The sequence below is a fragment of the Pseudoalteromonas rubra genome, from assembly GCF_000238295.3.
Classification (GTDB): Bacteria; Pseudomonadota; Gammaproteobacteria; order Enterobacterales; family Alteromonadaceae; genus Pseudoalteromonas; species Pseudoalteromonas rubra.
In genome coordinates this window covers 42,219-63,825 of the sequence record NZ_AHCD03000027.1, presented here as the reverse complement: position 1 = coordinate 63,825, position 21,607 = coordinate 42,219, and the positions used below count along the sequence as shown (strand labels likewise).

The following is a 21,607-nucleotide window of genomic DNA, read 5'->3' as shown; positions in this document are numbered from 1 at the left end:
ATAAAGCGCCAAATTGTACAAAATTCAACCAGCGCTTTCAAATCTGAATACTTTGCTAAGCCCGCTGCATGTTGCATTCAGGCTTAGTAAAATACATCAGGGACGAAAAAAGGGCGCTAAGGCCCTTCTTTCATGTCACAGTGCTCGAATTAACGAGTACGTGCGCACAGCTCTTCTTCAGTGAAGAAGTAAGCGATTTCACGTGCAGCAGACTCTGGAGCGTCTGAACCGTGTACCGCATTTTCGTCGATGCTGTCAGCGTAATCAGCACGTAGCGTACCCGCTAGCGCTTCAGCTGGGTTAGTTGCACCCATGATTTCACGGTTTTTACGGATTGCATCTTCACCTTCAAGTACCTGAACCATTACTGGACCAGATGTCATGAACTCAACCAAAGCACCGAAGAAAGGACGCTCTTTGTGCTCAGCGTAGAAACCTTCCGCTTTCTCTTGAGAAAGGTGGATCATTTTAGCTGCAACGATCTTCAGACCAGCAGACTCGAAACGGTTGTAGATTGCACCGATGTGGTTTTTAGCTACCGCATCAGGCTTAACGATTGAAAAAGTACGCTCTAAAGCCATCTTTTTTGCTCCAAAATGAAATTAATGAATTTATACGGGCGCGAATTATACGCGTTTTAGATGTAAAAACCTACTATTTCCGTCCCGCTTTGATTTTGTGTGAAACGCAACCTGCCGTTACAGCATTGGAGTCGGCTATCCCGCAGATCCGGAAAAACCTGATCCAGGTCAAATCATCCCAGTAAACCTTGCCCTATACTGCGCCGCTTTTTGATTTAACCCAATTGCCCAAGCCCTTGTACTGTATGAAGTACGGGCCAAACAGGCGATTGATTTACCCCAACAGCTGACCCGTAATCAGTTCAATGTATGAGGTTTGAGATGTTTGTACCTGAGCTCCTTTCACCCGCAGGTAGTTTAAAGAATATGCGTTACGCTTTTGCGTATGGTGCCGATGCCGTTTATGCCGGCCAGCCACGCTACAGCCTGCGCGTGCGTAACAATGAATTCGACCTGGCCAATCTCGAAATTGGCATCAACGAAGCCCACCAGCAGAATAAAAAGCTGTATGTGGTGTCTAACATTGCTCCGCATAACGGCAAGGTGAAAACCTACCTGCGCGATATCGAGCCAGTCATTGCCATGCAACCGGATGCCCTGATCATGTCAGATCCGGGCCTCATCATGCTAGTACGTGAAAAATGGCCTGACATGCCCATCCATTTGTCGGTCCAAGCCAACGCTGTCAACTATGCTGCCGTGCAATTCTGGGCAAAACAAGGGATCGAGCGCGTGATCCTGTCACGGGAACTGTCACTGGAAGAAATTGCCGAAATCCGCACTCTGTGCCCGAATACCGAACTGGAAGTATTCGTACATGGTGCACTGTGCATGGCTTACTCCGGGCGTTGCCTGCTGTCAGGCTACATCAACAAACGAGACCCAAATCAGGGGACCTGTACCAATGCGTGTCGCTGGAGCTACGATGTTAAGTCAGGACAGGAAACGGCAACGGGCGATGTGGTGCACAAAATCGACCCGCAACAGGTGATCCCGACCCTGGGAGACGGACAGCCGACTGATCAGGTGTTTATGCTCGAAGAGCAAGGGCGCCCGGGAGAATATATGCCTGCATTTGAAGATGAGCATGGCACTTACATTATGAACTCCAAAGATCTGCGTGCCGTGCAATATGTTGACCAACTGACCAAGATGGGTGTACACAGCCTGAAAATAGAAGGCCGCACTAAATCCTTCTACTACGTCGCCAGAACCGCGCAGGTGTATCGTCGTGCCATTGACGATGCCGTCGCTGGCAAACCTTTCGATCCTTCCTTGATGCGTACACTGGAAAACCTGGCACATCGGGGTTATACCGAAGGCTTCCTTAAACGCCACGCTCACCAGGAATACCAAAACTACGACTATGGCCACTCCGTATCGGATCAACAGCAGTTTGTTGGTGAGATTTTGGGCCGTCACGACAACGGTCTGGTGGAAATTGACGTCAAAAACAAGTTCTGTACCGGTCACAGCCTGGAGCTGATGACACCCCAGGGCAATATCAGCTTTACTCTGGAACACATGGAAAACAAAAAAGGTGAGCTGATCAGCGATGCCAAAGGTTCTGGCCATATAGTTAAAATTCCGCTGCCTGAAGACATTGACCTTAATCATGCCATTTTGATGCGTAACCTGGGTGCTCAGGAAGACACCCGTAACCCGTTTAAAAAAGCCTAAGCTAGCCAAAACGGAGTGTGAACAATGGCGTTACTGATCAACAGTAAATGTATTAACTGCGATATGTGTGACCCGGAATGTCCTAACCAGGCCATTTATATGGGTGAAAAAATCTACCAGATAGACCCGGAAAAATGTACGGAGTGTGTCGGGCACTACGACCAGCCAACCTGTGTGAGTGTCTGCCCGATAGATTGTATTAAGCCCGATCCTGCACATCGCGAAAGCCTCGACACCCTGGCCGAAAAGTACCTCAAACTGACCGGCCAGAGTTGATCCCAGAAAAGCGCCTGACGGCGCTTTTTCTTTTACCAATCCCCAGTTATTAGTCGCAGAAAGTAAACTAATACAGCAATATCCACCGTATTACAGTGTGATTAATCGAGTACAGTTTGATTGCAAAACCCAAGGGCTGTGCCAGACTTGCTTAGATATCTGACTCTTAAACAGGGAGCTTTTATGGCTGGCTGCAAAACATGTCGTTGCCATACCGATTATCGCATGGACATTACCATGGCGATGCAACCAATCGTGGACCTGCGCAACCGACAAGTTTATGCCTATGAAGCTCTGGTCAGAGGGACACAGGGACAATCAGCCGGGCAAGTGCTGTCCCAGGTAACAAAGGATAGCAAGTATTATTTCGATCAATTGTGTCGCACAACCGCCATTGAAATGATGGCCAAACTCAGCGACACCGCGAAACTGTCTATCAACTTTTTACCCAACGCCATTTACGACCCCCAAACCTGCTTGCGTAAAACGCTTGAAGCCGCCGACCAATTCAATCTGGCCAAAGAGCGCATTATTTTCGAAGTCTCGGAGCAGGAGCATCTTACCGATCCTGACAAACTCATCGACATTGCCAACACCTACAACAAAAACGGCTTTAAAGTTGCGCTGGACGATTTTGGTGCCGGTTACGCCGGCATTGAAGTACTACATCGTTTTCAACCCGATATCATCAAACTCGATATTGCGCTGATCAATGGGATAGCACAGGACCCGGTTAAGCAGGCCATTGTAGACGGTGTGTGCCTGATGGCGCGCCGGTTGAATATCGATTTAGTGGTAGAAGGCGTTGAAACCGAAGACGATTATAGGTGCCTGTGCGATTTAGGCGTTTATCTGATGCAAGGTTATTTATTTGCCAAGCCAGTGGTTGCCACTTTGCCCCAACCGAGCTTTCCCACATCGCCGTAATACGCTCCAGGTAAGGATTACTCACATGGAAACCAACAGCTTTGAATCTTTTTTTCATGATGCCTACATGCCACACGGGCATTGCTACTTGTGGCAACCTCATTTGCTATGGGGTAATGTCATCTCAGATTTACTGATTGCCACCGCTTACTTCTCTATCCCCATCGCAATCATGATTTTTGCCAAAAAGCGGCCGGATGTTGGCGGGCACTGGCTGTTTGTGTTGTTTTCAAGCTTTATCCTGCTGTGTGGACTGACCCACCTGATAGGTATTTATACCGTCTGGCAAGGCGCATATGGCATGCATGCCATTGCCAAAATGGCCACTGCGCTGGTCTCTATCACCACCGCAGTGTACATGTTTCGACTGATCCCCAGTGCAATTGCCATTCCGACCCCGAATCAATTTCAGGGTGTGTCCCGTAAGCTCGATAAGGTCACTCAGGAAAAGTATCAGCTGGACTCCAAGCTGGCTGAGCACGAGTTGACCCACTTTATTCTCAATACCCTGCCCGCAAGTATCGTGGTACTCGATGACACATTTAGGATCACTCAGTGTAACCCTCACTTTCTCAAGACCTTAGGCCTCAAGGACAATCAGCCAAACGGGCAGTCTCTGAGTGAATTAATCGAGTTCAGTGACCCCTTTACCACCATAGACACATTGACCCATAAATTAAACAATGCTGACACGGCTGAGCTGGCGACTTTATGCCACATTAAAGTGGAAAACAAACCCGCTATTCCGATGGAAATGAAACTCGTGAAAGCACAGTTTGAAAGACAAAGTGTGGTGCTGGCGCTGTTTAATAACCTGAGTACCCTGAAAAATACCGAACGGGCACTAAAAGAATCGGACAAGAAAATGCGCCGGGCCGTCAATGCCACCGCCGATGGTATCTGGGAATGGAATGTGGTGACTGGCGAGGTCAGTTATTCGCCCCGACTGATGGCGATGATAGGCAAAGCAGATATCGAACACCCAAGCTATGAAGACTGGTTTGAGCATATTCACCCGGAGTACCGTGTGCGTGTGGAGCAGGCCATTGAACAGCATTTCCAAAGCAAAGAACAATATCAGGTGGAATATCAGGGCCGCAACGAACATGGTGAATATAGCTGGTTTTTGGCCGTGGGCAACAGCCAGTTTGATGAGCAAGGCAAACCCCTGTTGATGTCTGGTGCACTACGCAACATCGAGTCCAGCAAAATACTAGAGCGCCAGATCAGTGAAAAAACCAACATTTTAAACGCCATTTATAATGGTGCCAGTCAGGCCATTTGGCTGTTACAGATCGAATCGGATGGCGACTTTACCTTTTTAGAGTTTAATCCGACTGCCTGTCAGCGGGCCTCCATTAAGCTTGAGGACATTCAATTCAAACGCCTGTCAGAGCTGCGCGGTAAAATGTTTGATGATCAAATCCTTGATCACATTCAGGATAACTACCAGACCTGTTGCGAACTCAAAAAGCCGTTGGAATATATTGAGATGTTACCCACTCATGATCAGGAACTTTGGTATCAAACAACACTTTACCCGTTACTCAATAGCGAGGGGAAAGTCACCAAACTGGTTGGCACCGCCATTGACATCACAGCACGTAAATATGCCGAAACCGAGCTAAGGGACAGCCAGCAGTTTTTGCAGCGTATCATAGACTCCGCCGTATGCGGTTTATACCTATATGATTTGAAGCAGCAGGCCAATGTGAAAATTAATCGCAGATATACACATCTGCTTGGCTATACACTTCAGGAGTTGGAAAACTGTCAATTCATGAATCTGTTTCACCCACAAGAACATGCACTGCTGGATGCACACATGAAAGAAGTCAGTGCCAGTCAGAATGGAGATTTGATCCCGCTCACCTATCGCTTTAAACACAAGCAAGGCCACTGGGTTTGGTGCTATTCACTGGATACCATAGTGTCCCGCGATGAACAGGGCGAACCTGAGCTCATGCTGGGTACTTTTGTGGACATTACAGAACAAACCAATTTGCAGAGCGACTTACAGGAGTCTGCTGCAAACCTGACACATTGTGCGTCTATTGTGTCGCGCGACCTCCAGGCGCCACTGAGCAAAGTTTCTACGCTTTGCGATAGCTTGTCACACAGTCTGGCAACGGCGCTGAAAGAAAACGATCAAGCCGCCTCTGAAATGGACCAGCTCCTGGGTGAGACTGAGCGCATGTGTGCCATGGCCCAGGATCTGCTTATATTGTCCCGACTACATACACACCCGCTAACACTAAACCGAGTTTCCCTGAATAGCCTGATCTCACAAGCCTGTGACCAGCTGAGTCGTACAATTGCAAAAAGTCAGGCACAAATCATCTGCGACACTCCAGATTGCGAGCTGCAAGTTGATAACGCTTTGTTTATTCAGGTCTGGCAAAAATTAATTGCCACCAGCATTCAATGTTGTGAGGTCAATCATACACCCTGTGTGCGGATCAGTGCCGAACATGAAGGCGAAGCTGTCATGCTGCGCTACCAGGATAATGGTAGCGGGATACCACAGCAGCTCAGACAACACATCTTTGCTCCCGGCCACAACCTCAATGGTGACAGTTATGAAGGCAGCTGGATTGGTCTGTCCTTGTGTAAAAAGCTAGTCGATATGCACGACGGGCAAATTACCTATACCGATAACACACAGGGCGGCGCCCATTTCTTGATAGCGCTTAAACAGCCCGGGTAATCATGGCAATCGTTTAAGCAGCAAATGATCAAGGTGACATACCTTTCTATTGGCAGGCTCAGCTGCACTGCCGAATTGACCTTATGTCACCGTCTTAAACTGGGTGCAGAGTTTAACGCTCGCCGGCACGCGATTAATGCTCGAACTCTGACGCGCTCGCTGAGCTTACCTATTATTGATACCGACCCGAGGTAATAAAGCGGCCAAGCTATTGAATGGTGCATCAAGAAGCCTGATCAGGCCAGGGCTCAGTCCTTACTTTGTTGCTCGCTAAACGCTTGCCTTCCTCACTTCCCCCTGAGCACCTCCTTAAGGTATCAGGTTAAAACCGTGTTCTGTCATCACAGCAACAACGGTCCTAGTCAGTCAGCAGTTCAATCCCCCCAAATTAATGAAACAAATTTGTAAACAAAAAGAAACAAAAGCGAATTACAGAGCAAAAGCTCAAATTGTACATTTATTAAACAAGAGGATATACCTGACTATGCACTCACCTTAATGAGGATACAACATGAAAACACTACAATACGCTTTACTGGCAGCCGGACTGGCCCATTTATCCGCGCATGCGCAAGGTCAGCACCACGATCAAACAGCCTTTCAGATCAACGGAGATACGCTGACAAAACATGCGCTCACTCCCCTGCTCAACATAGACACGCAGCAATTCCTGTTCAGTAATACACTCCAGCAAACAGACTGGGAAAGCACGCTGGCAACCCTTGCGCCCCATTTACAGAACCAGCTGGAAACTCTGTTACACTGGGCCGGTCACGCCAGCATCAACCCCAAGTTATTGCTCGCAATGATGGAACAACACAGTCAGCTGCTCTCCGCACCGACACCAGCAGCATTTGAAAGGCCGTTCGGTCTGTTGGTGGCACCATCCGGATTTTCAGCACAACTGGAAGCACTGACCCATGGACTGTCACAGCACTTTTATGCGTATGAACAATGGCAAAGTCAACAACGCAATCAGGTGCAGCATACAGTATCTGACCATCTCCACAATCAGGCGCTCACTGTCACGCCAGCGACCTTTGCACTAAGCGCTGTACTGGATGATGCTAAAGCCTTTGCTCAGGTGGCCGGGCAGTATCAATCCTACTTTGGCGACGCGTTACTCAACCCCGCTGCACGCTCAGCAACGCCGGATGTTGAGTCCATAGCCATCAATAATAGTTTTTATCTTAATTTCCCCTGGCCATCAGGCTATGCCTGGTACAGTGGTGGTGCTCATTCCAATACCGGTTCGGGCTATCCCTACTCCTCGCTGGATTTCAACAATAACTCTGGTGGCTGGGGGTCCAATACCCCCTGGGTTCAGGCGGCGCATGGTGGCACCGTGACACGTTATTCACGCTGTAACATCCGTATTACGCACCCCAGTGGCTATGCGACTCAGTATTACCACATGGATGCACTTCAATATCAAACTGGTGACGTGATTGATGCCGGTGCCTGGCTCGGTCGATATGCCAATGACTACAACACAGCGCTGTGTCAGGGCGGTCAGTCAAGCGGACCTCACTTGCACTTCTCCCTGCTGTATAATGGTCGCTTTGTTTCTTTACATAACGCCTATATCAGTGGTTACCGGGTCGATGTCGGCAACTACAATTACGACGACAATTGCAACCGTTTTTACTTTGAGCGCAATGGCTACCGTACCTGTGCCTGGCGTGCACTCTACCGATAACTCTCCGCGTCTCGAAAGGTGGTCAGAAGAAACGTCTGATCACCTGTGTATCATGCCACCCCAACCATATGAATCATCAATATTCCTCTCTTTAGGGGCAGAAAAGCGTCGCTCATATCCTGGCTACTTTGTCTGTGACAAAATGGAATGTTCCAATACGACATACAGATCCGGTCAGTTCCAAAAATTGAAAATAAGTACTAAACATCTTGTAAAAAATATGTATATTTAGGTTAACGGAACAACAAAAGGACAGTCGAGATAATGATGTATTCAGACAATCAAACGCGTGGTGCTCTGTTCGTCCTGACAGACCAAAAGACCAACACGCTGAGTCAGGATTTCCTCATGTTTGTCAAAATGCTTGAGGCTTGCGGTAACAATATCAAGGTCGATACCCGCCTGCCAATCACTGAGCACAGAGCGCACTACCAGCTGTTTCTGGTCGATGTCAGCCACCGCGAGTGTCGCGATTTACTCAGCGCGCAGCTCAGAGCGTTAGCACAACATCACAGCGTCTTACTATTTAATGCCTGCCCGGATACCCTGAACGAGCAAACCGCATTGCTTGCCAATGTCAAAGGTGTGCTCTATCAGGGCGCTTCGCCGGAAAGTCAATTCAAAGGCATTCAGCGTGTACTGGGCGGCGAATTATGGTTTGGCAGAGGCGCTATTTCACTAGCGTTCAGCGCCCTGATGCAGCGCCTGCCACAGGCGCTGCCAGCACTGTCAGACGAACAAAGAGACATTACGCTGGCCTCACTCACTAAACGCGAAAAGTCGGTGATCCGACTGCTCGCTGATGGGGCCAAAAACGACGATATTGCTGATTCTCTGAATATCAGTAGTCATACCGTCAAAACCCATATTTACAGCGCGTTTAAAAAGACCAACTCGCGCAATCGGATTGAGCTGGCCAACTGGGCACAGCAGCACATCCCCTTCGGTGGACTGGCCAATTAACCCGCCTGCTGCTCAGGTTTAGCAGCCCACACACCTTTTTCGAGGCCCTGATGCACTAACAACGTCAGGGCTTTTTCAATCGCCTGAGTCACACAAATATGCATGGGCTCATTTTCACTGTATCCGGCTTCCGCTTCGGCCAGGCGTTTATAGCTGACGTAACGAAAGAATCCTGCACGCATTTCCTTTGACAGCACTTTTTTGCTGGTCGCAACCGACAGCAAAACCTGGCCCGTACGGACATCCACCGCGCGCAGGTAAATACTAATGGTATCTTCGCGATATAGCTCAGATGCGCCAATCCCAAAGTACTCCATCCCCATGCCGCCGGTTTTGATATTGGCATCATAACTGATGATGCCGCCCTCAAAGATCAGCTTGGCATGCGTCAATGGTGGCAGGCTGTTTGCGTTTTCCTGGTCCTGCATTGCCGCCCGGGTGATCTTGCGCTCGGTCAGCAGGTTTTGCAGCCCTTCACGTTCAATGGGAATAAACCAGTCCGTTTCATGCAGCGCCTGCATCAGAATTGAGTTAGCCCCCTGCGTCACTGCCGTCGAAAATGAGCTGACGTTTTCCTGGGGTTTATATTGTCCGGTCTGGTCTCGAAATGAATACACAGAAACCGGGATTGGTCCACGTGGCGTAGGCAATGCTTTTAATTCGCTGAAGACTTCAGTGGCAGCCAGTGGCTGTGCCTTCGCCATAGGTGGTGGCAGCACAGGGATACTGCTACAGGCACTCAGCAATAACATAAAACAGGTAATACTCAGGTACTTCATTAACCAAACCTCGGCACTTCCAATGTTGTAATATCACCCGTCAGCGTGTTGGTGATCTGCACCGTGATGGAATCCGGTGTACTGGTGATCACCTGAATTTCGTAATCCCCACTCATAAACGTCGAGTCTTTATCAAAAATGCTGTCTTCGACTTCATCACCAAACGCCGTGGACGTAATTTCCCTGACCATGCGATTCAGGTAAGTCCGCTCCAGCGACTCCTGGAATCGGTCGCCATAAGATTTTTCAATCACTGGCGCACGATGTTTATTTTGAGCCTGTGCCTTGTTTAATAACATGTTGGCATTGAGAGGGTTGCCGCCGAATGACGGATTAATGGGCTTATAAACCAATTCAGTCGCATGCAGCGACAAACTGCATAGTGCCCCCAAGCAACCTAGTATTGTTGTTTTCATTGTTACCACCCGCTTGTTGCTAAATCTGGAGAGTGTTGCTGATGCTGTGCGCTGGCCATGGCATCCATAATGGCAAATAACGCCGTCTCGACGCGCTCTTTTAACGGTCCACCGCGACGTCCCATGGCAGTGGCATAAACCAGCTGGTTGTTCATAAATACCTGTAACCGCGTACCCGCGCGCGGCAACACGGTTTCTTTAATGGTGATATTCACACCTGCGGTGCCCGGTACATCGCGCCACAACTGCGAAAAATCAAAATAAAACTGATAGCCAAAGCGGCTGATACTCTGGTCAATAACCAGTCCTCCCAGCTCAACTTCCTCATCGGCGCCCTGACTGTGTGGTATCACGCTCAAAAGCAAAATACCGAGAATAAATAGCGTATACTTCATAACAACAACGTTGGCCACAAAACCACTCGGTTTTGTGGCCACATAGCTTACTGCTGCGTCACAGTGGCAACGTTATAGTCACCGACCTGGGTAATATTCACAGTCTGGCCATTGCCACTCACCCCACCTTCAACCAGGTTGCCAAAGCCGTCCTGATTAATCTGGATGTTGTTGTCGCTGCCATTAACCACAAACGCACCTGAACCAACACCGGCAACAAAGTTCGCGCCACCAGTTTGTTCAATGGCGATGTCATTGCCACTGCCTTCAAGCATCAAATCGATGGCGTTCAGTTCACCGCTTTGTACCAAATCAAGCTGATTCAGCCCACTTTCCGCCACAGAAGCAAGTGTCACTGACACACCGTTACTGTCGCCGGTTTGCGCAACATTCAGCATGTTGTTGTTACTGCTCAGTGCGTTGTCCGGATACGATGACTGCAACACAACTTCGTTGTTATCACCATTTTGGATCACGCCGACTTCACTGCCATTGCTGTTGAATTTCGCAATGTGCAGCTCATTATTGTCACCCAGCTGCAAAGTGCTGTACTCATTGTCATCACCCACGGCGCCAAGGTAAGCCTGGTTGTCGTTACCACGCTGCTGTGCATCGAAGTCATTGTCATTGCCCACTACGTCGAACGTAGTCTGGTTGTTGTCTCCCAGCTGTGCCACAGTGACATAGTTGCTGTCACCGCTGAACAGGGTAGAAGTCATGCGGTTGTCATTACCTTCCTGCTCCAGGTCAACCCGGTTGCTTTCACCCTGGAGTTCAGCCATGTCAACCCGGTTACCATTGCCTGCGCTTTGCTCAACCTGTAACTCATTGTCGTTGCCCGTCAGCACATCAATAGTGAATTTGTTGTAATTGCCTTCCTGAGAGAGCGTCAGATCATTGTCGTTGCCCTGTAAAATAGTCAGATTCAGCTCGTTGTATACCCCATCTTGATCGACTTCAATGCTGTTCTGATCGCCCTGTACACGGTCAATGTTCACTTCACCCCAGGAGCCCAACTGGGTAGCAACAACCTGGTTATTGTTACCTTGCATGTCAGTGTTGTAGAACCAGTGGCCACCACTGCTTTGCTCAACATGAATGTGGTTGCCATCACCATTAATGGTGTTCGTCACTTCATTGTCGATACCCAGATAAGCAACACCACGCTGGGTGATGTTTAAGCTATTGTCATTACCATTGAGATCTGTCAGTGTGCCGTTACCCTCGCCATCCTGACTGTGTTCCTGGGTATTGCCATCGCCTACGACCGTTGCTTTGGTCAAGTTGCCAGTGCCTGCCTGTGCAACTGTGGTGATATTACTATCTCCAGCAATCGACAAGTCACTCACATTGGACTCGCCCTGTTGTGAACTGGTTAGCACATTTCCCGCGCCATTGTTTGATTGCTGGGTTACCGTCAGCGTATTGCCCGTGCTGTCAATTTGCATCAGCTGCGCCAACTCAGACGTTGAAGCGGCTTTCGCTTCTGCGTCAGCTGCCTGTGCCACGCTGACACCAGATAAAGCCAGTGCAATTGCACAGCAGGTCAGTGATTTTGAAAATTTCACCTGGTTCTCCTTAGAGTTATTAATCGTTTTCGCAATGATTTCCTTCAACTCGCACTGCGTGATTGTCTTTATATATTTGCGTATCGCCTTAATGGAGGTTGCCAACTCCTGACCTATACGCCAACGCAGTACTGTGTTTCAACCGGGTTATCTTTCGCTCCCCTTGTTATAACCAAAGCCCAGCGGGCTGCTGTCATCAAGCAGGGTCGCGCTCATACTCGCTTAGCCATCAAAGCCTGAGTCCGCTGCCCAGCTTTAAGCTGCGCAGTGTTTGCACGTTGTTTTTTCGGACTCGTGTAGTCACTCTAGAGCGTCGCATTGGACAGGGAAATGAGAAATAATTTTGAATCTTCTAACTTGATTAAATTCATACAGTTAAAGCTAGAGTTAGTGATTTACCGATATTAATACCAGGTATTCTCACAAAATAGTATGAGTTACAAAGTCGTTAACAAAAAGCTAAAAACCAACAAAAAAGTATGATTAAGATTGAGTATAAACTACCCCAACTACAAAAAAGTCGGATTTTAACAACCTAAACTCATTTTAAAATTGCATCCCTAATTCAGGCTGTTTTAGCGTGACCTGAGTTGCCAAACCGAGTTATCAACCGCCAGCCCGAGGGCCGGGCGGATCACACATCATGCCACTTAGTCGAGCACACACCATGGCCTCATGGTCAATAACTCAACTTAACTATCTAGGACAAATGATGAAATTAAAACTTTCTGCCTTAACATTGGCATTACTGCCAGTTTTCAGTGGCGCAGCACAAGCTGCAGTACAAATCACAGCGACAGAAAAAACCAATGACAACAGCGTGATGGTAGTCTTCAAACAAGATGCGTCCAGCGCACTGAGAGCACAAGCCCGTAACTTGGTAAAAGCCCGCATCTCGGACAACAACGCCGATGAAATCGATGATCGTTACAAGCACGTACTGGCGGGCCGCCTGGCGAACTTCAAACTGGATGGGATCAGTAGCAAAGAAGCCATTGCTAAGCTGGCGAAGCACCCGGCTGTAGAATACGTTGAGCCTGATTATCAGGTTAAAGCGCTGGGTATTCCGGATGATGCACGCTTTGACGAGCTTTGGGGCCTGCACAACACAGGTCAAACTGGCGGCGTTGAAGATGCCGACATCGATGCCCCTGAAGCCTGGGATATCAGTATTGGTTCACGTGACGTGATCGTTGGGGTTATCGACACTGGGGTTGACTATACGCACCCGGATCTGGCGGCCAACATGTGGCAAAACCCAGGTGAAATCCCTGGAGACGGCATTGATAACGACAACAATGGCTACATTGATGACATTTATGGTGTCAACGCCATCACAGGTTCTGGCGACCCTATGGATGATCAGGGCCATGGTACACACGTATCAGGCACCATAGGCGCAACGGGTAACGATGCCACTGGCGTCGTCGGCGTAAACCAGGAAGTCTCAATCGTCGGCTGTAAGTTCCTCAACTCTTCAGGCAGTGGGTCAACCTCAGATGCCATCGAATGTATCGATTACATGGTATCGCTGAAGCAAGCGGGTCACAACGTCCGCGTACTGAACAACAGCTGGGGTGGCGGTGGTTTCAGCCAGACACTGGCCGATGCCATTACCGCCAGTGAGAACGCAGATATCCTGTTTGTCGCCGCAGCCGGTAACGGCGCTGTTGATAACGACAGCAACCCACATTACCCGTCAAGCTATGAGCATGACAGCGTTTTCTCAATTGCTTCAACCACAGACAACGACACTATGTCTTCGTTCTCACAGTGGGGCCTGGCTTCTGTAGACATGGGTGCACCAGGTAGCGCCATTCTGTCGACTGTACCAGGCGGCGGTTACAGCAGCTTCTCTGGCACCTCAATGGCGACACCTCATGTTGCTGGTGTTGCGGCATTGGTACTGTCTATTGACCCGACGCTGGACGCAATTTCTCTGAAAAACCTGCTAATGCAAAGCGGTGACGCGAATGCTGCACTGGATGGCAAAACGGTGGCTGGTACGCGTCTGAACGCACACCAGGCACTGATCGATGCGGATCCGGCACCGGGCTTCAGAATGGGTGTCACGCCAGGTGGCCAGGAGATCACCGCAGGTGAAACTGCCAGCTATGAATTCAGCTTCACCTCCGTAGCCGACTGGCAGGGCGACATTGCGCTGACGCTGGACAGCCCGCTACCTGGTGCCGTGTTATCACAAAGCACCGTCACTCCGGGTAACACAGTGACACTGACAGTACCTACCACTGCAGATACTCAATGGGGCAACTACAGCTTCACCGTTAACGCTACCTCTGGCGATTTGGCAGACAGCAAGTCCGTTAACCTGTCTGTGTTGCCGCAAGGTCTGAGCGACTTCAGCTATGACAATACAACCGCAGTTGATATTCCTGACAACGACGCCACAGGCATCAGTTCAGTCATTACGGTTGCTGACGACATCACCATTTTCGACAGCAATACCCTGGTGGATATCACTCACACTTACATTGGCGATCTGCTGGTGACCCTGACTTCTCCGGCGGGTACTTCAGTGACATTACACAACCGTGCCGGTGGTAGCGCTGATAACCTGGTTGAGACCTTTAATTCAGCTGCTTTCAACGGTGAAGCTGCACGCGGTGACTGGACATTGAATGTATCGGATAACGCTGGTGTGGATACCGGTACACTGAACAGTTGGACGCTGACATTGACCGGTCTGGGTGAAGTGTCTGCGCAACCGCCTGTGGCAGGTTTCAGCTTTGAGAAAAATGGCCTGAGCGTCGCCTTTACTGACAGCAGTACCGATGCCAACAATGACATCGTCAGCTGGCAGTGGGACTTCGGTGATGGCAACAGCAGCGCAGATGCAAACCCAACTCATATCTACACAGCATCCGGCACTTACTCTGCGACCCTTACCGTCACTGACAGTGAAGGCAACAGCAACAGCACCACGCAGGAAGTCACCGTCAGCTCTGATGATATTGCGCTGGAAGTCGTGCGTACTAATAAGTCTCGCCTGGGCTTCTATCGGGTATCTCTATCCTGGTCTGGCAGCAGCGCTGAGCAGGTAGACGTTTACCGCGATGGTACACTACTACGTACAGTCAATAACTCAGGTCAGTTCCGTGATTTCGGTCGTGACCCAGCGGTCAGTGGCTTCACTTACAAGATCTGTCAGTCAAGTGACATCTGCTCAAACGAAGTGAGTGTGCGTTTCGAGTAATCTGGTTCGAGTAACTTCATCCCAGTAATCTGGTTTGATTAATCAAATCCAGATTTAGTAACGACAAAGGCCGCATTTAAATGCGGCCTTTTTATTACCGTGACTGTCGGCAAGTTTGTTTGATAATGTCAGTTTGTCTGGCAATCTCTCGGTCATTTTTTTCGCCTTTGGCCACAGCCAGGTCGACCTTAGCGTTATTACACTTATCTCTGAGTTCTTTGTCCATCAGATAATCCTGATCCCGCTGTGCCTGAGCCAGCCCTTCAGCCCCATTGTATTCCTGTCGCTCCTCGGGCGCTTTGTCTTGCTCATAAGGCGCAGGCTGGGATACCTCGCAAGCTGCCAATGTGACTAAACATAACCCAATGAATAAACTTTGCATTTTCATATTATTACTTCCTGATATGACAAGACCCAGATGGCATCACATAGCCCAATAAAAGGAACAAATCAAAACAACGACACATCATTCAAGAACATCTGCGGTTTCCGACACCTCATACAGCTCTAATGGTAGCCCGTCCGGGTCTGCAAAAAAACAAAAGCGTTTTTGGGTATAGGGATCAAGGCGAATGGCTTCACAGCTCACGCCTTGAGCTATGAGGGCATGACGCGCCGCTTCTATGTGAGTAACGGACAAAGCAAGATGACGCAGCCCCTGCGCTTCTGGATAACTCGGCCGTGCTGGTGCCGAGGCAAAGTGAAACAACTCTATCTGAGTGCCATCAGGCAGTGATAGATCCAGCTTATAGCTCTCACGCCCGGGTTGGTAGTTCTCAGCAATGACGCGACACCCTATCACATCCGTATAAAATGCTTTTGATACGGCATAATCTGAACAAATAATCGCGACATGGTGAACACGCTGAATGTAGTTGGCAAGCATAGGTTTTTATTGCGGAAAAAGTAAAACCGTACTGTGCCGTATTCAGTCTGACATGTCCACCTGTCGCGATTCCCTAACTCTGTCTGAGTGCCTCTGCCGGTGGCACCTGAAGCTGCCGGGAAACCGGCAGCAAGGTTGCCAGCAGCACCAACATCACAATAAACGCAGGTATCCCGAGCAGCGCCCAGACATAACTGTTCGGGTCGATGTTCATGGCCCCGGCGAGCTGTGCGCTTAGCCACAACGCCGCTCCGATCCCCAATGTTAATCCCACTGCCAGCTGCCACAGTGCCTGCCTGACAAATAAAAGCACCACTTGTCCGTCCGGTACGCCGAGCGCACGGCGCGTGGCAATCTCCTGACTGCGCAGTGCAATACTATTGGCTGCCATCGCATAAATGCCGCTGGCCGCTAAAAACAATGCCACCAGCCCGCCAACGAAAAATATCTGATTGAGTGAGGCCATCAGCAACAGTGGCTGTTTGATAAGGCTCTGGTAGCTCTGAATGTCGTGTACCGTAGCATCGGCATCCAGATCAACAATGGCCTGACGCAGTGCGGCAATGGCCTGTGATTGCTCACCACGGTAGTGCATCACCAGGTTCATTCGCCAGGGCCTTAAATCCATCAGCCCATAGCCGGTATGGCGGGCACTGGTTGCATCCGTTGTCGGACCGTGAACACTGTCAGACACCACTCCCACAATAGTGCGCCATTCGGTATGCCAGCCTTCACCATTGAGTGTTCGCACGCGCTGACCCAGTGCATTCCCCTCAGGAAACAACTCGCGTGCCATGGCAGCGTTAATGATCACCACAGAGCCCTGTTCACGCAGCTCGCGGCTATCTACAGCCAGGTCGCTCAGATTAAAATCTCGACCTTCAAGCAACTGCATACCCACGGTACGCCAGGCATCCCGGCTGACCAACTCAAAATTCCACATCGGGTTGTCACTGAACACCGCTTCCGCTCGTCCCTGAATTTCAAAGTGAGAGGTCCCGCCTCCGGTGCCCGGCAGACTGCTAAAATACGCAACACTGTTGATCTGAGGAAGCTGCTCTAGCTTTGCTTTGAGTCCATAGTAAAAATCATTGCGCTTTTTTCTTGCCTCAGGTGCACCACCATTCCAGCGATAGCTGCCCCAGGCCAGACGTACCGATGCCGTTAAGCGATGTTCAGTTTGTACACCATAATCGGCCTGCTGCGCCGCCAAACTGCTACCCAATAACATCGCCGCAATGGCCAACACCACACAAGATAAAGCAATCTCAGCAACAACCAGCGCCTGATTGACTCGTCCGGCTCGTTTGCTCACTGCACCACGCGTACCATCACGCAAAATGCCATTAATATCCCCCTGCAAAGCGCGCCATGCCGGGATCAACCCGGTGATCACTATCATCATCACCACCGCGAGTATCAGCATCCACACCCCGTCGGATGAGATACTGAGGGTCCACCAGAAAGGCCGTGCGCCACTCATTGCAAATATCTCATCAAAGGCCAGATTGGTCAGGGCAATCCCCCAGTGCGCCAGCACCAATGCCAGTAAACCACCCAGGCAGCAGATCAGAGTGCTCTCCCACAGCATCTGTAACACCAGGCGATGTTGTGGTACGCCCAGTGCAACCCGAATTGCCACATCCCGGATCTGTTCATTGACCCGGGCCAGCAGTAGGTTGCCCACATTGATACAGGTCAGCAGTAGAATCAGCAGCACGACCAGGATCATCGCCACTAAAATCGCGTAATGTTGATACAACACATCGACGCTGAGTTTGAACGGGATCGCCTGGAGATATCCCCCAGCCACATCCGCACGCCAGGCAAACTCCTGTGGTAACGCTTGAAGTTGACGCTGTAACAGTGTGGCCAGTTCGTGCTGGAACTGCGTCAAAGTCACATCGGGCTTCAGCCGGGCAACCGCCTGCAAAGCGCCCCGGTTTGATGGGTTAGCTGGCTCAAGGCGAGTTTGCGTCATGATTTGCCACACCTGTGCCCGAGCTGGAAAAGCAAACCCGGGTGGCATCACACCGATTACCTGTTTGGGGATCGCTTCCACCTGGATCATCCGGCCTATGATAGTTTCATCACCGTCAAACACCCGCTGCCAGATATCATGACTCAACACCACCACAGATTGCGCACCATCTTGCTGATCTGACGGACTAAAGCTACGACCGAGCAGAGGCTGCACGCCAGCGACTTCAAACAGATCCCATTGCGCATAAGTAAGGTGTACTTTATGGGAGATGGCTTCGTTGCCCTGCCTGCCCACAGTGCGCACAGCCGACTCATACAGACTCATATTCTGTAACAACATGCTGTCGGCCTGGACTTGGTTGAGATGATAGGGATCAACCCGCTGACGTGCCCCATGGGCGGCTTTAAATTCACCAGCAATCGCAACCAGGGGCGTATCCTGGCCTAGCGTCAGTGGCTTAAAGACCAGCTGCTGCATCAGAGTAAAGGTATATAAAGTCAGGGCCAGGCCCACGGTCACAATCGCGGTGGTGGTCAGGGTAAATAACGGCTTTTTCAGCAGCAGCCGGGCTGCATAGCGAATATCTATCCAGGCAGACATAAGGCATTCCTCTCAACAGGCGCAATTCAAACCGCAATGGCAGTGCGCGCTTTGGCCGGGCTATCAGACACGATGACGCCATCCTTCATTTCAATGACTCGCCCGGTACGCAACGCCGAAGACATATCATGCGTCACCATACAAATGGTTGCGCCATTGTGATTAAGCGTGTCGAGCAGCGTCATCACTATTCGGGCATTGTTAGAGTCCAAGTTACCTGTGGGTTCATCGGCCAGAATAATGGCTGGTTGGCCGGCAATAGCACGGGCAATGGCAACACGCTGCTGTTGTCCCCCGGACAGCTGAGCAGGATAATGGCTGGCTCTATGACTCATTTCGACCTGTTCCAGCGCCGCCGCGACCCGTTCATGCTGCTCCGCGCGACTGAGATCTGCACGATAACTAAGCGGCAGGGCGACATTGTCAGCCACATTCAGCTCACTGATTAAATTGAACGCCTGAAAAATAAAGCCGATTTCCTTATTGCGGATCCGGGCACGCTCATGTTTATCGATCTGGGCGGTATTGTGTCCGGCCAGCCAGTATGTGCCATTGCTCGGTGTATCCAACAAGCCCAGCTGGGCCAGTAAGGTCGATTTACCACACCCAGACGGACCGGTAATGGCCAGGTATTCGCCTTTTGAAATGGTGAGATTGATGTTGTTCAGTGCCCAGGTTTCGACATCATCACTGACAAATACCTTATTTAACTGACTCAGCTCTACCAGGCGGTCGCTGCTGTGTTGTTGATGTGACATAGTGTGTGCTCCGTTAAAAATGTGACTACTGCAAGGAAGAAAATGATTGCTTGAAACGTACTTCGGCGTGCTGCCAGTGTGAGGTATCAGAAAGGATCACCCGCTCGCCCTCAGCGGCGCCATGCTCAATCTCAATGTACTGACTGGACATGTGGCCAAATGTCAGCGGTCGGCGAAGAGCCTGTTCTCCGGAGTTCGCCAATAAGTAAAGGCTGGCCTGACTAAAGCCACTGGCCATAACCGGCCGCTTCACAAACAGGGTGTCCTCAATCGTGGCGATTTCGATCACCCCGTCGACACTCAGCGCCGGGCGTACCTCTTTCGGCAGCTTCCCGTTAAGCGACACCTCCACCAACACCGCACTGTCGCTGACCACAGGATCAATACGCTGCACTGTGCCTGTGATCTGACTGGCACGGGTATCCAGAGTCACCGCCTGGCCGAGCTGAACGTCTTTGATCTGGCTTTCAGGAATCCGCAACTCGGCAAAGAACTGATCATTTCTGGCCAGCATCGCCAGATTACTGCCCGCCCCGATCTGCTGTCCCGGCTCCAGCGGCATGGCCTGCACTATGCTGTCCATGGTCGCAACCACAGTCAGGCCATTGACCTGCTGCTCAATCCGCGCGACCCGTTTACGCAGGCTGTTGAGCCGCGCGTCACCGGCACGCAGTTGTGCTGCCAGATTTTCACGTCGCTTTTGCAGCCTTTGCTGTTCCAGCGCAAAACGCTGGCGGTACTGAGCGACATTAATCTTGACCTCTTCAAAATCAATCTTAGAGACCGCAACTATCCCCTGCGCCAGCAGCTTTTCTTGTGCTGCCAGGGTCAGCTGAGCGCGCTCCAGACTAAGTTTTTCGTCTACAACGGCAATTTCCTGGTCCAGTAAAGTCGACTCCAGCGCAACCTGCTCGGCATGAATTTGTGCTTCTAATGCCTGTAGCTCCCAGCGTGCCTGTGCCAGCGCCTCTTCCAGCTCCGGGTTACTCAGTTGCAGTAACACGTCGCCCTGTTTTACCTCAGCGCCGGCTTTTTTAAACACTTGCTCGACTCGTCCGTCGACCGGCGTCGTGATCCAACGGATCTGCGCCGGCACCAACACGCCACTGCCACGCACCGTTACTTTTAGCTCACCCCGACGCACCGTATCGATCAACAAGGGGGCTTTATCTACCAGATTGGACGCGCTAGTATGGTGGTTAAAAAACAGGGTCAGACTGCTCACGACAATCAATCCCATCACGCTCATAACTTTGGCTTTGCGACTTAACAGGGGGCTTTTATTGGTTCTCACTATGTCCATGATGCTTTCTCCAATGGGGCTATGAGTTCCACTTTAGAGTGCGGGAGAGGGTTCAAACAGGCTGACTATGTAAAAGAAAACAGCGCAGGTTTTACAAAAGTTTACGTGCACTTTCGCGGCGAGCCAGCTAGCTTTACGCTAAACTGGCCAGCGCAAAACAGGGAAATAAGAACAACATGAAACCTACCCTACTGATCGTAGAAGATGAGCCGGCCATCTTACGTGGTCTGACCGACCTATTTGTTTTTCATGGCTATGAAGTCGACAGTGAAATGGACGGGGCGCAAGGCCTTAAACGTGCCCAACAGGGCGATTACGCCTGTATTTTATTAGATGTCATGCTGCCATCGATGAACGGCTTTGCGGTCTGTGAAGCACTCAGACAAATCGCACCGACTCAGCCAATCATGATGCTCACCGCCAAAAGCACCGAGCAGGACATAATCAATGGCCTGAGCCTGGGTGCCGATGATTATGTCGCCAAACCCTTTTCAACCTCGGAACTGGTATTGCGCGTCAACGCGCTGGTACGTCGCTCGGGCTGGCACCAGCATGACGAAGAGCTGGTTTTGAGCAAAGACGTCTGTATCAATCCACAAACACTGACCGGCACATCGTACCAACAGAGCGTTAAATACACGCGCCGTGAGGTCAGCTTGTTGAGTTACCTGCTGCGTCAGAATAAGCCCGTCAGCCGTGACGAGTTATTACACCAGGTTTGGGGCTACAAAATAGTGGGAGACATAGATACGCGTACCGTGGATATTCACATCGCCAAACTGCGAAAAAAAATAGAGCAGGACCCGAAATCGCCGCGTCACCTGGTCACCCATCGCGGTGAAGGTTATCAACTCTACACCCAGTAACGGCA

General features: G+C 50.3%; 18 protein-coding genes. 8 read left to right on the top strand and 10 right to left on the bottom strand.

Annotated elements, in window-relative coordinates; translation table 11 throughout:
- Positions 1 to 149 precede the first annotated feature (149 nt).
- Entirely contained in the window at positions 150 to 581 is a 432-nt protein-coding gene (gene ndk / locus PRUB_RS04740) for a nucleoside-diphosphate kinase (RefSeq protein WP_010383936.1), read from the bottom strand.
- 321 nt (positions 582 to 902) lie between these two features.
- Here ndk and trhP point away from each other — a divergent pair, with 321 nt between their 5' ends.
- The 6 genes from trhP to PRUB_RS04710 all read left to right on the top strand — a co-directional run bounded on the left by trhP (position 903) and on the right by PRUB_RS04710 (position 8,833).
- Positions 903 to 2,261, top strand: coding sequence for a prephenate-dependent tRNA uridine(34) hydroxylase TrhP (gene trhP / locus PRUB_RS04735; RefSeq protein ID WP_010383935.1), 1,359 nt, complete (start codon positions 903 to 905; stop codon positions 2,259 to 2,261).
- Positions 2,262 to 2,285: 24 nt separating this feature from the next.
- Positions 2,286 to 2,537 carry a YfhL family 4Fe-4S dicluster ferredoxin gene (locus PRUB_RS04730; RefSeq protein WP_010383933.1) on the top strand — a complete coding sequence of 84 codons (252 nt, stop codon included), beginning with the start codon at positions 2,286 to 2,288 and terminating at the stop codon, positions 2,535 to 2,537.
- Between the two features lie 183 nt (positions 2,538 to 2,720).
- On the top strand, positions 2,721 to 3,464 hold the full coding sequence (locus PRUB_RS04725; protein ID WP_010383931.1) for an EAL domain-containing protein: 744 nt from the start codon (positions 2,721 to 2,723) through the stop codon (positions 3,462 to 3,464).
- A 25-nt stretch (positions 3,465 to 3,489) separates the two neighbouring features.
- Complete coding sequence (locus PRUB_RS04720; RefSeq protein ID WP_010383930.1) at positions 3,490 to 6,171, top strand: PAS domain-containing protein; 2,682 nt, start codon at positions 3,490 to 3,492, stop codon at positions 6,169 to 6,171.
- Positions 6,172 to 6,682: 511 nt separating this feature from the next.
- The gene (locus PRUB_RS04715) at positions 6,683 to 7,870 is read left to right on the top strand and encodes a M23 family metallopeptidase (protein WP_010383929.1); all 1,188 of its coding nucleotides are present in this window, start codon (positions 6,683 to 6,685) and stop codon (positions 7,868 to 7,870) included.
- A gap of 264 nt (positions 7,871 to 8,134) precedes the next feature.
- A complete protein-coding gene (locus tag PRUB_RS04710) occupies positions 8,135 to 8,833 on the top strand; it encodes a helix-turn-helix transcriptional regulator (protein ID WP_010383928.1) in 699 nt (232 codons plus the stop codon).
- On the opposite strand, the gene PRUB_RS04705 is transcribed toward PRUB_RS04710, so the two are convergent.
- From PRUB_RS04705 to PRUB_RS04690, 4 genes are read right to left on the bottom strand one after another with little or no spacing between them, the layout of a single operon-like run.
- Positions 8,830 to 9,612, bottom strand: coding sequence for a CsgG/HfaB family protein (locus PRUB_RS04705; protein WP_010383927.1), 783 nt, complete (start codon positions 9,610 to 9,612; stop codon positions 8,830 to 8,832). The genes PRUB_RS04710 and PRUB_RS04705 overlap by 4 nt on opposite strands.
- On the bottom strand, positions 9,612 to 10,028 hold the full coding sequence (locus PRUB_RS04700) for a curli assembly protein CsgF (protein WP_010383926.1): 417 nt from the start codon (positions 10,026 to 10,028) through the stop codon (positions 9,612 to 9,614). The genes PRUB_RS04705 and PRUB_RS04700 overlap by 1 nt, the downstream gene beginning before the upstream one ends.
- Before the next feature lie 2 nt (positions 10,029 to 10,030).
- On the bottom strand, positions 10,031 to 10,423 hold the full coding sequence (locus PRUB_RS04695) for a CsgE family curli-type amyloid fiber assembly protein (protein WP_081694369.1): 393 nt from the start codon (positions 10,421 to 10,423) through the stop codon (positions 10,031 to 10,033).
- Between the two features lie 47 nt (positions 10,424 to 10,470).
- Positions 10,471 to 11,991: an autotransporter outer membrane beta-barrel domain-containing protein gene (locus PRUB_RS04690; protein WP_010383923.1), complete on the bottom strand. Its 1,521-nt coding sequence runs from the start codon at positions 11,989 to 11,991 to the stop codon at positions 10,471 to 10,473.
- A 712-nt stretch (positions 11,992 to 12,703) separates the two neighbouring features.
- On the opposite strand from PRUB_RS04690, the gene PRUB_RS04685 reads away from it, so the two are divergent.
- Positions 12,704 to 15,205 (top strand): S8 family serine peptidase, encoded by a 2,502-nt coding sequence (locus PRUB_RS04685; RefSeq protein WP_010383921.1) that lies wholly within the window; start codon positions 12,704 to 12,706, stop codon positions 15,203 to 15,205.
- 94 nt (positions 15,206 to 15,299) lie between these two features.
- On the opposite strand, the gene PRUB_RS04680 is transcribed toward PRUB_RS04685, so the two are convergent.
- From PRUB_RS04680 to PRUB_RS04660, 5 genes are all read right to left on the bottom strand, one after another.
- Positions 15,300 to 15,593 carry a hypothetical protein gene (locus tag PRUB_RS04680; protein ID WP_010383920.1) on the bottom strand — a complete coding sequence of 98 codons (294 nt, stop codon included), beginning with the start codon at positions 15,591 to 15,593 and terminating at the stop codon, positions 15,300 to 15,302.
- A gap of 78 nt (positions 15,594 to 15,671) precedes the next feature.
- Positions 15,672 to 16,091 (bottom strand): SMU1112c/YaeR family gloxylase I-like metalloprotein, encoded by a 420-nt coding sequence (gene gloA2 / locus PRUB_RS04675; protein WP_010383919.1) that lies wholly within the window; start codon positions 16,089 to 16,091, stop codon positions 15,672 to 15,674.
- Positions 16,092 to 16,164: 73 nt separating this feature from the next.
- On the bottom strand, positions 16,165 to 18,675 hold the full coding sequence (locus PRUB_RS04670; protein WP_010383918.1) for an ABC transporter permease: 2,511 nt from the start codon (positions 18,673 to 18,675) through the stop codon (positions 16,165 to 16,167).
- 26 nt (positions 18,676 to 18,701) lie between these two features.
- On the bottom strand, positions 18,702 to 19,433 hold the full coding sequence (locus PRUB_RS04665) for an ABC transporter ATP-binding protein (protein WP_010383917.1): 732 nt from the start codon (positions 19,431 to 19,433) through the stop codon (positions 18,702 to 18,704).
- A gap of 25 nt (positions 19,434 to 19,458) precedes the next feature.
- Positions 19,459 to 20,736, bottom strand: coding sequence for an HlyD family secretion protein (locus PRUB_RS04660; RefSeq protein ID WP_010383916.1), 1,278 nt, complete (start codon positions 20,734 to 20,736; stop codon positions 19,459 to 19,461).
- A 176-nt stretch (positions 20,737 to 20,912) separates the two neighbouring features.
- Here PRUB_RS04660 and PRUB_RS04655 point away from each other — a divergent pair, with 176 nt between their 5' ends.
- On the top strand, positions 20,913 to 21,602 hold the full coding sequence (locus PRUB_RS04655; protein ID WP_010383915.1) for a response regulator transcription factor: 690 nt from the start codon (positions 20,913 to 20,915) through the stop codon (positions 21,600 to 21,602).
- Positions 21,603 to 21,607 lie beyond the last annotated feature (5 nt).

Coding starts and splice junctions, on each gene's coding strand:
- ndk (WP_010383936.1), bottom strand. CDS start 581: ATGGCTTTAGAGCGTACTTTTTCAATCGTTAAGCCTGATGCGGTAGCT.
- trhP (WP_010383935.1), top strand. CDS start 903: ATGTTTGTACCTGAGCTCCTTTCACCCGCAGGTAGTTTAAAGAATATG.
- PRUB_RS04730 (WP_010383933.1), top strand. CDS start 2,286: ATGGCGTTACTGATCAACAGTAAATGTATTAACTGCGATATGTGTGAC.
- PRUB_RS04725 (WP_010383931.1), top strand. CDS start 2,721: ATGGCTGGCTGCAAAACATGTCGTTGCCATACCGATTATCGCATGGAC.
- PRUB_RS04720 (WP_010383930.1), top strand. CDS start 3,490: ATGGAAACCAACAGCTTTGAATCTTTTTTTCATGATGCCTACATGCCA.
- PRUB_RS04715 (WP_010383929.1), top strand. CDS start 6,683: ATGAAAACACTACAATACGCTTTACTGGCAGCCGGACTGGCCCATTTA.
- PRUB_RS04710 (WP_010383928.1), top strand. CDS start 8,135: ATGATGTATTCAGACAATCAAACGCGTGGTGCTCTGTTCGTCCTGACA.
- PRUB_RS04705 (WP_010383927.1), bottom strand. CDS start 9,612: ATGAAGTACCTGAGTATTACCTGTTTTATGTTATTGCTGAGTGCCTGT.
- PRUB_RS04700 (WP_010383926.1), bottom strand. CDS start 10,028: ATGAAAACAACAATACTAGGTTGCTTGGGGGCACTATGCAGTTTGTCG.
- PRUB_RS04695 (WP_081694369.1), bottom strand. CDS start 10,423: ATGAAGTATACGCTATTTATTCTCGGTATTTTGCTTTTGAGCGTGATA.
- PRUB_RS04685 (WP_010383921.1), top strand. CDS start 12,704: ATGAAATTAAAACTTTCTGCCTTAACATTGGCATTACTGCCAGTTTTC.
- PRUB_RS04680 (WP_010383920.1), bottom strand. CDS start 15,593: ATGAAAATGCAAAGTTTATTCATTGGGTTATGTTTAGTCACATTGGCA.
- gloA2 (WP_010383919.1), bottom strand. CDS start 16,091: ATGCTTGCCAACTACATTCAGCGTGTTCACCATGTCGCGATTATTTGT.
- PRUB_RS04670 (WP_010383918.1), bottom strand. CDS start 18,675: ATGTCTGCCTGGATAGATATTCGCTATGCAGCCCGGCTGCTGCTGAAA.
- PRUB_RS04665 (WP_010383917.1), bottom strand. CDS start 19,433: ATGTCACATCAACAACACAGCAGCGACCGCCTGGTAGAGCTGAGTCAG.
- PRUB_RS04660 (WP_010383916.1), bottom strand. CDS start 20,736: ATGGACATAGTGAGAACCAATAAAAGCCCCCTGTTAAGTCGCAAAGCC.
- PRUB_RS04655 (WP_010383915.1), top strand. CDS start 20,913: ATGAAACCTACCCTACTGATCGTAGAAGATGAGCCGGCCATCTTACGT.